This window comes from Elusimicrobiota bacterium (assembly GCA_016722575.1).
GTDB lineage: Bacteria > Elusimicrobiota > Elusimicrobia > FEN-1173 > FEN-1173 > JADKIY01.
The window spans coordinates 634,227-646,236 of record JADKIY010000002.1 but is presented as its reverse complement, the minus strand read 5'-3'; the positions used below and the strand labels follow the sequence as shown (position 1 = coordinate 646,236).

General features: G+C 60.2%; 11 protein-coding genes. 8 read left to right on the top strand and 3 right to left on the bottom strand.

What is annotated here, in order from left to right; translation table 11 throughout:
- The first annotated feature begins 100 nt into the window (after positions 1-100).
- The 6 genes from IPP68_06485 (at position 101) to IPP68_06460 (ending at position 4,754) form a co-directional block, all read left to right on the top strand.
- Positions 101-412, top strand: a complete 312-nt coding sequence (locus IPP68_06485; GenBank protein ID MBL0350003.1) for an MTH1187 family thiamine-binding protein — start codon at positions 101-103, stop codon at positions 410-412.
- Entirely contained in the window at positions 409-867 is a 459-nt protein-coding gene (locus tag IPP68_06480) for an NYN domain-containing protein (protein MBL0350002.1), read from the top strand. The genes IPP68_06485 and IPP68_06480 overlap by 4 nt, the downstream gene beginning before the upstream one ends.
- Positions 852-1,592 carry a DNA/RNA nuclease SfsA gene (gene sfsA, locus IPP68_06475; GenBank protein MBL0350001.1) on the top strand — a complete coding sequence of 247 codons (741 nt, stop codon included), beginning with the start codon at positions 852-854 and terminating at the stop codon, positions 1,590-1,592. The genes IPP68_06480 and sfsA overlap by 16 nt, the downstream gene beginning before the upstream one ends.
- Complete coding sequence (locus IPP68_06470) at positions 1,585-1,875, top strand: YbaB/EbfC family nucleoid-associated protein (GenBank protein MBL0350000.1); 291 nt, start codon at positions 1,585-1,587, stop codon at positions 1,873-1,875. The genes sfsA and IPP68_06470 overlap by 8 nt, the downstream gene beginning before the upstream one ends.
- Positions 1,876-2,137: 262 nt before the next feature.
- Entirely contained in the window at positions 2,138-2,506 is a 369-nt protein-coding gene (locus tag IPP68_06465; protein ID MBL0349999.1) for a hypothetical protein, read from the top strand.
- 997 nt (positions 2,507-3,503) lie between these two features.
- Entirely contained in the window at positions 3,504-4,754 is a 1,251-nt protein-coding gene (locus IPP68_06460; protein ID MBL0349998.1) for a PD40 domain-containing protein, read from the top strand.
- 145 nt (positions 4,755-4,899) lie between these two features.
- On the opposite strand, the gene IPP68_06455 is transcribed toward IPP68_06460, so the two are convergent.
- Genes IPP68_06455 through IPP68_06445 form a run of 3 tightly spaced genes read right to left on the bottom strand, consistent with a single transcriptional unit; the run spans position 4,900 to position 10,374 of the window.
- Positions 4,900-5,859, bottom strand: a complete 960-nt coding sequence (locus IPP68_06455) for a hypothetical protein (GenBank protein ID MBL0349997.1) — start codon at positions 5,857-5,859, stop codon at positions 4,900-4,902.
- 26 nt (positions 5,860-5,885) lie between these two features.
- A complete protein-coding gene (locus tag IPP68_06450) occupies positions 5,886-9,095 on the bottom strand; it encodes a type II secretion system protein (protein ID MBL0349996.1) in 3,210 nt (1,069 codons plus the stop codon).
- Complete coding sequence (locus tag IPP68_06445) at positions 9,082-10,374, bottom strand: hypothetical protein (protein ID MBL0349995.1); 1,293 nt, start codon at positions 10,372-10,374, stop codon at positions 9,082-9,084. The genes IPP68_06450 and IPP68_06445 overlap by 14 nt, the downstream gene beginning before the upstream one ends.
- Positions 10,375-10,871: 497 nt before the next feature.
- Between IPP68_06445 and IPP68_06440 the strand changes: the two genes are divergently transcribed.
- Both IPP68_06440 and kdsA read left to right on the top strand, forming a co-directional pair.
- Entirely contained in the window at positions 10,872-11,072 is a 201-nt protein-coding gene (locus tag IPP68_06440) for a cold-shock protein (GenBank protein ID MBL0349994.1), read from the top strand.
- 83 nt (positions 11,073-11,155) lie between these two features.
- Positions 11,156-12,010: a 3-deoxy-8-phosphooctulonate synthase gene (kdsA, locus tag IPP68_06435; protein MBL0349993.1), complete on the top strand. Its 855-nt coding sequence runs from the start codon at positions 11,156-11,158 to the stop codon at positions 12,008-12,010.

Sequence of the window (12,010 nt, the reverse complement as noted above, 5' to 3'; positions counted from 1 at the left end):
GAACCCCCGCCGGGGGGGCCCCCTGCGGGGGAATCCCCGTCCGGGGGAATCCCCGCCCGGCGGGTTTACGTCGGATTGTGGAAGGCGTATCATGTTCCCCATGGTCCTCCTGGAATTCAGCCTGTTTCCCATCGGCAAAGGTCAAAGCGTCGGGCGCTACGTGGCCCGGTCCCTGGAAATCATCGACAGAAGCGGGGTGCCCTACGAGCTTCATTCCATGGGCACGATCCTGGAAGGCGAGTGGGACGAGGTCTTCGCCGTGGTCCGCAAGTGCTACGAGCGCATGCGCCGGGACTGCCCCCGGCTGGCCCTGACGATCAAGGTGGACGCGCGCCGGGGCGCCCGGGGCCGCCTGAAATCCAAAGTGGCCAGCGTCGAGCGGCGGGTCGGCCGGAAGCTCGGGCGCCCGTGACCGCCTATTTTCTGGACGGCTACAACGTGATCCGAAGCGTGGACTGGATGGCCACGGGCCCTCTGCGGGACCAGCGGGACCGCCTGCTTCGTTTCGTGGAGGACCGCCGGCCCCAGGGCAACGCCGAGGTGATCGTGATTTTCGACGGCCGGGCCGACGTGAGCGGCCCCCGCTGGGGCGGGCCCACCCGGGTGATCTATTCCGACGGCGAGGCCGACCCTCTTTTAAAAAGCCTGGTGGACGAGCGTCAAAACCCCCGGGACGTGGTGGTGGTTACCGACGACCGGGCCATCGAGCGCTGGGTCAAAGCCGCCGGAGCCAAGGTGATGCGTTGCCGGGATTTCCTAGCCGCCGGAGCCGGGGCGCCCAAGCCCCGGAAGCCCGGCCGCCAACTGGCCCCCCAGGACGTGGACGACATCAACGAGGAGCTCCGCCGATTATGGAAGCTCAAGTAGTTTTTTCGCCGCCGCTGACGACGGGGATTTTGCTCAAGCGCTACAAGCGCTTTTTGGCGGACGTAAAGTTGGATTCCGGCAAAATGATCACCGCCCTCTGCCCCAACACCGGGAGCATGAAGAGTTGTTGCGAGATCGGCCGCCCGGTGGCCTTGAGCTACCACCCCGATCCGGGCCGCAAACACCGCTACACCTGGGAAATGATCCGAATGGACGCCGGCTGGGTCGGGGTCAACACGGGCGTTCCCAACGGACTGGCCGCCCTGGCCATCAAATACGGCCAAATCCCGGAGTTCATCAGCTACACCGAGGTCAAGCGCGAGGTGCGCCTGGGCGTCAACAGCCGCATTGACCTTTTGTTGGAAGGCCCCCCGGGCCGGTGTTGGGTGGAAATCAAAAACGTCAGCATGCTCCAGGGGGAAGAACTCCGCTTTCCCGATGCCGTGACCGAGCGGGGCAAAAAACATTTGGAGGAACTCTGCGGCGCCCTGGCCAAGGGCGACCGGGCCGCCATGCTCTTCGTCGTCCAGCGCCCCGAAGGCAAGGTCTTCCGCCCCGCCGACGACATCGACCCGGAATACGGCGCCGCCCTCCGCCGGGCCGCGGATTTGGGCGTCGATATCCTGGTTTATCGCGCCAAGGTCAGCCGCGAACGAGTGGCCTGGGGCGAGGCCGTGCCCCTGGATTTATCCCCTCAAACTCCCAAGGAGACATCCCTTGTTTGAAAAAATGAAGCAGTTGATGGACATGCAGAAAATGGCCAAGGAGGCCGAGCGCCGCCTGGAAGACATCAAGATCGAACGCACCGCCCTGGGGGGAAAACTCCGGGCGAAGGTGACGGGCAACCAGCGCGTGTCCGCCGTCGAAATCGACGGCGCTCTGGCCGCGCCCGGGCAGAAAGAAGTTTTGGAGAAGGCCCTGGTGGAACTTTTGAACGACGCCTTGGGCGACGCGAAGAAGGAGGCGGCGAAGGCGGCCATGGACATGATGAAAGGTTTGCGCGGATGAGGGATTGGGCGCGTCCGCCGGCGCCCGCGTCGCCCGCTTCGGGGGGCCCGACGATTGATCCCCGGGATATTTCCACCTGCGTGGTGTGCGGGGGGACGGCGGTGGCCAAGAAGTGCAAGATTGTTTGTCAGAACTGCGGGTATACGAGGGATTGTTCGGATCCTTAATATCTGGGGGGCATCTTTGGTTGCATGAGATATTGCCTGAAATCGACACAGTTTAGGCAATTAATCGCCAACGGGTAGACAAAAGGAGAAACCAAATGAATAAGCTTGCGATCGCGGGTATTTTCTTGGGTTCCATGATGATAGCTTCCACCGCAATGGCACAAGAGTATTCAGGAAATCCCGATAGATTCCCTTCTATTGGCATTAATTTAGGTGGTGGAGCTCAAACCGGAGATTCAAGAGCTTTAAATTCAGGGTCTTCAGCGATCCAAGATGTTGAACAGTCGTATGGTGCCCTTGCCCTTAACGTGCGTTTGCCAGTTTCCGATCGAGTGACTCTATCGGGGGCCATCGGTTATATTGGTTCAAGTTTCGAGGCAACAGAATCTCCTCTACTTCTTGGTCAAAAAACAGAAACGAATGGAGTGGAATTTAACGTCGGAGTCCGATTCTATCTCCATTGAAAAATCAATAGTCAATAAAGGAACATTAGAAGAAAGTCGCCGATGGTGTCTTGTCTGGGATATTAAAAAAATCATCCTAATAATTTCAAGAAAGGTCGCGGGGCTGCGCGCCCCGCACCGAAAATCAATTGTCAAGGTATCGCCTTGGCCCCCGAAATCTAAAGTCGCCGGGGGTTGCCCGGCAGCAACCTACTTTTCTTTGGCCGCCCAAAGAAAAGTAGGCAAAAGAAAACCGCCCCCAGGCGGCTTGCGCGCGCCGTTTTGGCCGGTGGCCCTCACGTGGGCCAAACACCGGCCCCGGTCCCTTGTCGGCTGCCGCCGCCAAACCAGGGCCGGCACGCCTCAAGGGCCTATCGGCGGCACAACGGGCCACGCCGCTGCGGCCAAAACGTCGTGCTCATAACGCCTCAAGGGGGTTTTTAGAGGCATAGGCATAAGCCTAAACCCAAAAGCAAAGCTTGCCGTTTCCGTTTTTGAATTCGGGGGCCCCTTGAGGCGAAACGAGCACGGGCTTTTTGCCGCCGCGGTGGCCGAGGACTGTTTGAGCCCCGTCACGGGCTTTTGACGGGGCGAGTTCCGCAGGCCCGGCAAAAAGACCGCGCGCAGGCCGTCTGGGGGGTCTTTTTCTCTTGGTGACTTCTCTTTTTGGACAAGCAAAAAGAGAAGTCACCCGGGTCCAGGGCGGAGCGCCTGGGATGTTGGTGCCGGGCGTGGGCCGGGGGAGCCCCACGATTTTGGTTCCCTGGGTCCAGGGCGGCCCGTCGCAGAGCTCCGGACACCTGGGGCTGTGCCGCTAGGCACGGTGCCTGTTTGTGTAAAGGCGCGGCATGCCCGCTGATTCGGAGCGCCTGGGGATTTGGTTGTTGGTTAAAAAGATTTCAACGGCCGGGTGTGGGCCGGGGAGGCCCACGAATTAGATTTACATGAAATAGCAGGGACAGTATACTGATCGATTGAATTTAAATTTTGTTTTGCACTTTCTCGCGAGGAAATAAAAATGAAACCGTCCATGTTGCGAACGTTGTTGTCTCTGGGCCTGGCGCTGATCCTCCCGGCCTGCGCCATCGTTTCCACCGGCCACAAGGTGGACATCAACCAGGTCAACGAGCTTAAGGTGGGGGAGACCACGCCCGAGGAAGTGAAGACCGTCCTGGGCGAGCCGGAGAACGTGGCGCGGAACACCATCGATAACACGACGGTCTATTCCTACCAATGGATTCGCAACGCCTTCCTGGGCATCGGCCTTCCGCCCTGGATCATGGTGGGACGAAAGAAGGACACGGGGTTTCAGCTGAACATCGCTTTCGTTGGGGACATCTATCAAGGCTACACGCTCACGGAGCTGAACCAGAAACTCTTTGGACGGGAGCCTTCCGGAACGGCCGCCGCCGCGGCGACCCCCGCGGCCGCCGGCTTCCCGCCGGAAAAGACGACCATGGAGTTTTCCCATCCGCAAAAGGTTCCCATCTTGGGATACGACGGGAACCTGATGGAGCCCTTCCTCTCCCACGACGACAAATACCTGTTCTTCAACAACTCCAACGACCCGGGGGAGAAAACGGACCTGTTCTACGCCCGGCGCACGCCCGAGGGCGGGTTTCGGTTCGTGGGCCCGGTGAAGGGCGCCAACCGGCCGCCGCCCGTTTTGGACGGCGTGGCCAGCATGGACCGGAACCACCGGTTCTATTTCACCACCACGAGGGATTACGCCAACAGCTTCCTGACCATCTATAGCGGGAATTTCACGAAGGAAGTCCTGACGGACATTTCCCCGGTGCTGGGGAATTTCTCCCGCGGGAAGCTCCATTGGGTCACCATGGACGTGGAAGTGAGCGAGGACGGGAACACGGTGTATTGTTCCGACGCTTTTTTCCCCAAGATGGACAAGGGCATGCCGAGCCTCTCGGACATCAAGATCGCCGGGAAGGGCGCCGATGGCCGGTTCTTGCTTTTATCCGACACCGACGCGATTCTGCGCAACGTCAACACGCCGGACCTGGAATACGCCCCCTCCATCTCTCCCGACGGGCTGGAGCTCTTCTTCACCCGGCTTCGTTTGAAAGACCTTCACACCTCGATCCTTCGAGCCCGACGGAGGACGGTCAACGAGCCCTTCGGGACGCCCGAAGTTCTGGCCCCGGTCACGGGATTTGTCGAAGCCCCCACGCTAAGCTCCGACGGGAAAACCCTCTACTACCACAAAAAAGACGGCCCGCAATTCGCGCTCTATAAAGTCACCCGGGATTGACCCGCCGATCCCCGGCCGCGGCGATCCCCCCGGGGCCCGCGATGGCCCTGCTTGAATTGTTTGTGGCGGGCGTTGGGGGCGAAGAAGTCCGACTCGAGGCTCCTCGGGGGGGGCCATCCGGGATTCCGGGGGGCGTCGTCCCCCATCACCACACGTCGCGGACGGCGAATTGCGAGGCCAGCTCGTAGGTGCGCGGTTTTGGAAAAGCCCCCTTGGCGAGAAGAACGCAGCGGACGACGACGTCTCGTCTTTGGGTGTTTGTCCTTCGAAAGACGACTTCAAAGCCGGATGGAAAATCCCCGCTGGCGGCATTGTAACGGGGTACGGTGTGGAGGAGACCCGCGCTGAATAAAATGTTCGGGGCCAGACCGATGCGGTAGCTGCCGCGTTCCACCCCCCCTCCCCGGGTCAAGTTGACGAGCCGGTCCTGTGGAATTGTGTGCGCCGGGTCGCTGGCAACCGCGCCGCCCGCGGACAAGGAAAAAAAGGCTTCGTTGGGATTTATGGCCCCGATGTCCATGGCGTAGAAAATGCCCCTGGTGGAATAAAGATACGAAACGACGCTCGACTTTAACGCGGGGGACAGAATGACGTTGATGTTGTTTAGGTTGGCGTAGGGTTTGCTTTCCCAATAGTGGAGTTCCCGAAAGGTGTTTGTTCCCAGCATGATTCCCTCGCCGTAGGAGGGGAAAATGTAATGGAAGCGAACCAAGTCGATCCGAACCGTTTCTGTCCCCACGACAACGTCCAACGCTTTCCATCTTGCAAGGACCAGGAATACGTTGCCCGACGAGGACCCGTCAACGTTGGGGGCCTGCCAACCGGTCAGGGGGGGCGGTGCGCTGAGGCGGGAAAAGAAGGGGAAACTGCCCGGGTCTTGGGAAAAGAGGCGGATGCTCGAAGGCGCCACCGCCTGAAACACTTCGTCGATTCCGTCGGACCTCAATTTCATTTGTTCCACGGCGTCCCCCAGGGCCATGACTTGGCGGAGGTGGTGGTAGGCTTTCGCAAACCCCACGAGGAGGATCGCGAAAACCGCCGAGGCGACGATGATTTCCACCAAGGTCCAGCCGGTCGAAGAACCCTTCTTTTTACGAGGACGCATCGGGGGGTCCGGAATTTCCCATCCCCTCACCGGTCGATGACGACTTTCATCGTGTCGGAAGAATACATTCGACGGCCCGGAAAAAAGGCCCGGACCACGACTTGATAGGAGCCGGCGGGCAGAGCGGACACATCCCAGGTGTAGGGGGATGTCCGGGCATACACGGGATCGGCCGGGAAGTCCGGAGGCTCAAAATAGTCAAGGACGTAGTCGCGGATGAAAACCCCTCCCGCATGAAAATAGGTTCGGGCGGCCGACGGGGGCACTTCCTTGTGGTAGGTGATGTTGAAGAGAGGTGAATCGGCCGGGGCGTAAGGATCCGGATATTGGTTGTTGTAGGGTTTGTTGTCGAACCGTTTCCAATCCACGGCCCAATCGAGGGAGATGGTCGACGGGTTTTTGTAGGCGGTAATGCCGTCCGGCGTGACCCAACGCACCAGAGGAAAATGCACCGCCCGCGCCCCGGCCGCGACGGCGGGTTCTCCCGCCCGGTAAAAGGCCCAAAGAGCGCCCGCTCCGGGAATCAGAAACTGGGCATTGTTGCGAAGTTGAAACTCGTAGCCTCGCGCGCCGTTGACCACCACCCAGCCGACGCGGTTGACGTTGGTGGGGTCTTGCACCTTCACCAGGCCCACCGCGGGTCCGCTGGGGTGGGAAAGCCAGGTTTCCAGCGTGAGTCGGTTGCGATTGGCCGCGTATTCGGGCAGGTCGTACCCGGTGGGCGGGGTGCCCGTGTGGTCGATTGAAAGGATGGACGCTCCCCCGGAGGAGATTTTGGGCAGCTTGAAGGCGTTCGCCATCTCTTGCCCCTCGGCCGTTTCGGTCAGGGGGACGTTCGCGGTGTTGTAGGTCTGATAGGCGAAGTTGTCTCCCGCCCCCGAGGCGTTGCCGTTGAGCAGCAGCCCCAGGCCATACCCCGCCACTTTTTTGTCGAAATCAACGGGAGCCGAAAAACCCAACGTCGAGTAAAAGACGCTGTATTTGGCCCGGTAAAACTGAGTCGCGGCCCCGCGGGACAAGTTGCCGATGATTTTCCAAGAGGCGAAATTGCTGTCGGGGCACAATTCGCCAAGATCCGGCCGGGACACCCAGGAGTTGTTCGCCTTCGCGATGACGCGTTGATGGGTCTGTTGCCGACCGTAGGCCGCTCCCACGGTCGAATTCATGTATTCCGATGCGGTGCGATACCAACCGGAAGGGATGGTGGAGATCCATATATTGCCTTCCAAGAGGCCGGCTCCGGAAATTTCACCGCCCATGGAAATGTAACTGGGGGTCATCCCTTCTTTGGGGTCTCCGGAAAAGGAAAAGACCGCGTTTGAATTGAGGAGCGCCTCCCGCCAGAGTTGCATGGCCCGGGGAACGTCGAGGGACACGAGCCCGGCGGAGGTTGAGCCGCTGTTGTACACGGGGTTGGTGGTGGACCAGCCGGTCCACGTGTAGGAAAACCCCTCGTAATCCCCGGCGGGCACCTGAACGTAGTAGCGGTTGTAGCCGTGGTTGCTTTTCACGTCGGCGTAGGGCATGTGCCGGGGGTCGCCCACCAACTGGAACTGTTCCGTGCGGGGCGGCGTCACGCCCACCCAAAGGTACGTGGTCGAGAGGTTTTCGGGGTCGTTGGGGATGGCGCCGGTGGCGGTCTGGTTTCCCAGCCGGGTTTCAATGGTGTGTTCCCCGTCGGGCAGGGCCCCCGCCGGCAGACCGATCACCCAGCGGGCGGTGTTTTTGGACGCCCCCGCTCCGGCCGTCGACAAATCCTTGTTGCCTTCGACAAAGGCGTAGGGCAGGCCGGCCGTCCCCACCACGCACGGAATATACTCCAACCCGTGGAGCCAGCGGCTGGGGTCCAAGCCGGTCCCGCTGACGGCGTGGAGGCCGCAATGGAGGGGGCTGTTGTAGAGCACGATTTTCAATCCCGCCGCGGAACTGCTGATGGTGTAATGAGCGCCGTTCACGGCGTCGATCCAGGAGTACGCGGTCGTGCTGCTGCCGACCATGTAACGCACCGTGACCCCCGCGGTGGAGACGGGGTATTTGACCAGCACGGTCACGGCGGGGATCGCCGCGGTGGCGGCGAACACGCTGGGCATCATGGGGTAGGTGTATACCCGCAAGTTGGCGGCCTGGCCGGAGGCGATCCGCAAGTTCTCGGGATGGACCACGGCCCGCATGTTGGGTTGGGTGGCCGGGTTCTTGGCGGCGTCCGAAAAGTTGCGAAGCGGGGGGGCCGGCATCAGGCCGCCCGGGGGAAAGAGCAGCACCCGGTGCTTGTAGGCGGTGCTCCCCTGGATCATCTTTTCCATCAGAATCCGGATGGACTCCGCGTATCGATCCGGCGCCGTGGATTCGTAAACTTTTAAAGCGTCGTAGGACAAGAGTTCCTGCGGGTAACGCTGAGCGTGGTTGAACTCCGTCGCGTGCGTGCGAAAGATATCGCTGGTGGGGGAGGATCCCGTGACGGTGTCGGTGTTGTAGAGCATGCCGCTTCCTGGATAGTTGGTGGATTGTTCGTCGTAAACGTAGATCCCATAGGAGGGATTGGCCTGAATCCAGCCGTAGGGGCGGTAGAACCGGTCCCGGCCAAAAGCCAAGGTCCGGATCTCGTCTCGATTGCCGATCACTCCCCGATGGGTGCTCAGCATCGAATTGTGGGATATAAGCGAGGCGCTGGCGTTGCTGTTTAAGACGGGGCTCATCACGGAGGGGTTAAGGAAAAGGTAGGTGGGCGCTTGGATGCTCTTGGGCGATGAATAATTGGATCGGAGGACAATCGACGACTGGGCGAGAACCTCATCGGTCCCGGTTTTGTAGATCGTCACGACGCATTTCCACGCGTCTTGGTCCGGCACTTTGGTGATTTTAACCAATCGCTCCATCCGAAGCCCTTTGTTCGAGCTGGGGGGGCTTTCGGGGAAATAGGATTGGGACAACGACAGGAACAATTTCCGTGTGCCGCCATCGTCGTAGGCGCTGAGGGTGGCATCGTTTCGAAGCTTGACATAGGCGGAAAACAAAACGGTGTCGTCCGAATTGTTCAGGCTATTTAAACTCAGCTGTTTCATCTCGCTGATCATGGATTGGCAGCGTTCCTGCGCCCGTTGCCGGAGATTGTCGGCTTCCTGCATGACCATGAACCGCGCAATCCCCTTGGCCAAACTCACCGCCGCGAGAGAGAAGACGGCAATGACCATCATGATCTCCAGCAACGTCACGCCCCGCCGGTTAGTTCGAGTCATTGTAAATCCTCCGTTCGCTCGTGGGCAGGAGAAGATATCCGCAGGCTTTTTCGAATATGTCCTGAACCCTGTCGGGGTCGTAGGAAACCGACAAGGTGTTGGTGGCCTCATCGACCACGAGCGAGCCGCCGCCGGTTAAAACAACCGCTCCCGTCAGGCTGAAGTATTGGGACAAGGTCAAGGTTTTCGAGCTGTTCCAAATGAAAAGGCCGGATTGCAAAGTGTCGACCATCGACATCATTCCGCCGATGTTGAGGTCGGAGTCGGACTCCACGAGTTCAACAACGCTCATGGAATCGCGGCCCTGCGTGCCGGCGCTTCCGCCCAATCCGAATTTGCACGTCGTGTAGACGGCCTTGTTGTTGCAAAGGTCGCTCACTCCTTCCCGATACCCGCTGGTGGTGGAGAATTCGGCCCCCATCACGTTGCGGGACCAGGCCAACTCTTTGAACTCCGCGGCCGAAACCCCCAGCACGCTTTCCACCGTGACCGTGGCATTGACGATCATCGTCGGCGGGGTTCCCGACACCCGGTCGGACGCCATCGCCAAGGAGCCGGTCGATCCGGCGATCCCGATTCCGGAGACCCCCCGGACCACCCCCTTTCCGGTCACGCGGCTTATGTCGTTGGACCAGATGGCGGCGGGCGCGGGCAATTGAAGGTTTAAAAAGCGGATCTCTCCGTAGGCTTTTGCGTTCGACACTTTTCGGTTCGGATAACAATCGTAGGGGACGGCCGTCGACAAGCGAACAAAAATGGTGGCGATCCCTGTGATTTCCCAGGCTTTCCCTTCGCCGTTGGCGTGCCCCGGGTAACGCAGGGCGGTGATGTCATGCACCGCCAGGGGGTCCCGGGTGGAAGAGGACGGGTCCGTTGACTGTCGGCGCGCCTCAAGCCGGACCCATAGGTTTTTGACGGAATCGACCAGTTGTTCCTCCACCAGCCCGATGCTTTCGTCCAAGGTGCAACAGGCCGCGGTGGCGGAACTCACCCGCGGATAGAAAGCGGCGTCGGGATAGGGGTAGGCGACGGGGTCATCCATCGAAGCCACCCGCTCCGGACCCTGTTTTCGAAACCAGGCGTGGGCCAATTCCACCGCCCCTTGGGCGAAATTGCCCGCCATTTGGTCGTAAACTTCCGATTTATAGGATTGTTTTTGAGACTCGGTTCGAATTTTTAGGAGGAGCGGAAAGGCGGTCACCAATAGAAGAAACACCAGCATGATCCATGCCGATTGCCCCCGCGTTTTTATGTCGTTTTGGGGTCGCTTCTTGACCATAAATATATATATCCCGCTCATTGGGTTTTTTCAATGGGACGGACCCCCTGGGTTCTTCGTCCCTGGAATGGATCAGGCGCCCTTGACGTTCTCCCCAGCAACGGAGCGTTCTCAAGTCACGTCCGGGAAGAGAAGCTTCGAAGAAACACAGCGGACCGTTTATCGAAGGTTGCCATTGTCGCTCAGGGTTCTTTCGCCCGGACGGACAGCGCGGAATTTTGGGCGCGTTCAAGGGGCTCGCCCGCCCGAGTCCATTTGGGTGCGTGGATGGGAACGGGGCCAGATAGAAACCAATAGCACGTAAATAATCCTTCCCTTATTTCGGGAAACATGCCATACTGAGTCCCGTAAGAGTTGAAGATTGGCTTCCGGTACCTCTCAGTGGGACACCATCGTGAACCCGTGGGTCGGAAAGTGCGGCTCGCGGTTTTTTTGTATGTGCGGTTCGCTGTGGAAGACGCTTCGCAATCTATCTTGCATGGGATGGTGATGTTTCAGTGAAAGGCATCGTGAAATGGTTCAACGCCTCCAAGGGGTTCGGTTTCATCACCCCGGAAGGCGGCCAAGAGGACGTGTTCGTCCACTTCTCGGCCATTCAGGGCGACGGTTACAAGTCCTTGAATGACGGGCAGGCGGTGGAATTGGAAGTGACCAAAGGCCCCAAAGGGCTCCAGGCCGCTAACGTTCGACCGGCGTAATTTTCGCCTCTTGTTCAAGCACGCCCCCGCCAGGGAAACCCGGCGGGGGCGTGTCTTTTTTATGTAGAATAGTCCGCTCCACCATGGTTTCCACCAACGTCGTTTCCATCGGCCCCCTTCGCCTCGCCAACGATCGCCCGTTGGCGCTGATCGCGGGCCCCTGCGTCATCGAATCCGAAGAGCTGACCCTCCGGGTGGCCAAGAGCCTCAAGGAGACCGCCGCCAAGCTCCGCATCCCCTTTATTTTCAAGTGCTCCTACGACAAGGCCAACCGCTCCTCCATCGGCTCCTACCGGGGCGTGGGCGTGCGCGAAGGCCTGGAAATTTTGGCCCGGGTCAAACGGGAATTGGGCGTCCCGGTCCTGACCGACATTCACGCCATGGAAGACATCGCGCCCGTGGCCGCCGTGGTGGACGTCCTGCAGATCCCCGCCTTCCTCTGCCGGCAGACGGACCTGGTCGTCGGCGCCATCAAGTCCGGCCGGGTCGTGAACGTGAAAAAAGGCCAGTTCCTTTCCCCCTGGGAAGCCGCCAACATCGTCGAAAAGGCCAGGGCCGCGGGCGGCGAACGCCTGATGCTCACCGAGCGGGGCGCGACCTTCGGTTACAACAATTTGGTGGTGGACATGCGCAGCCTGGAAGTCATGAAAGGCTACGGCGTGCCCATCGTTTTCGACGCCACGCACTCCGTGCAGTTGCCGGGCGGGCAGGGCAAGGCGAGCGGCGGGCAACGGGAATTCATCTTCCCCCTGGCCCGGGCCGCGGTGGCCGTGGGCGTGGCCGCCGTGTTCATGGAAGTCCACCCCGAGCCGGAAAAGGCCCTGTCCGACGGACCCAACGCCGTCCGCCTGCGCCACGTGCCGGAGCTGTTGCGGCGCCTTCAAGCCCTGGACCGCCTCGTCAAACGGCGGGGTTTCACCGACAACGCGTTCCTGTGA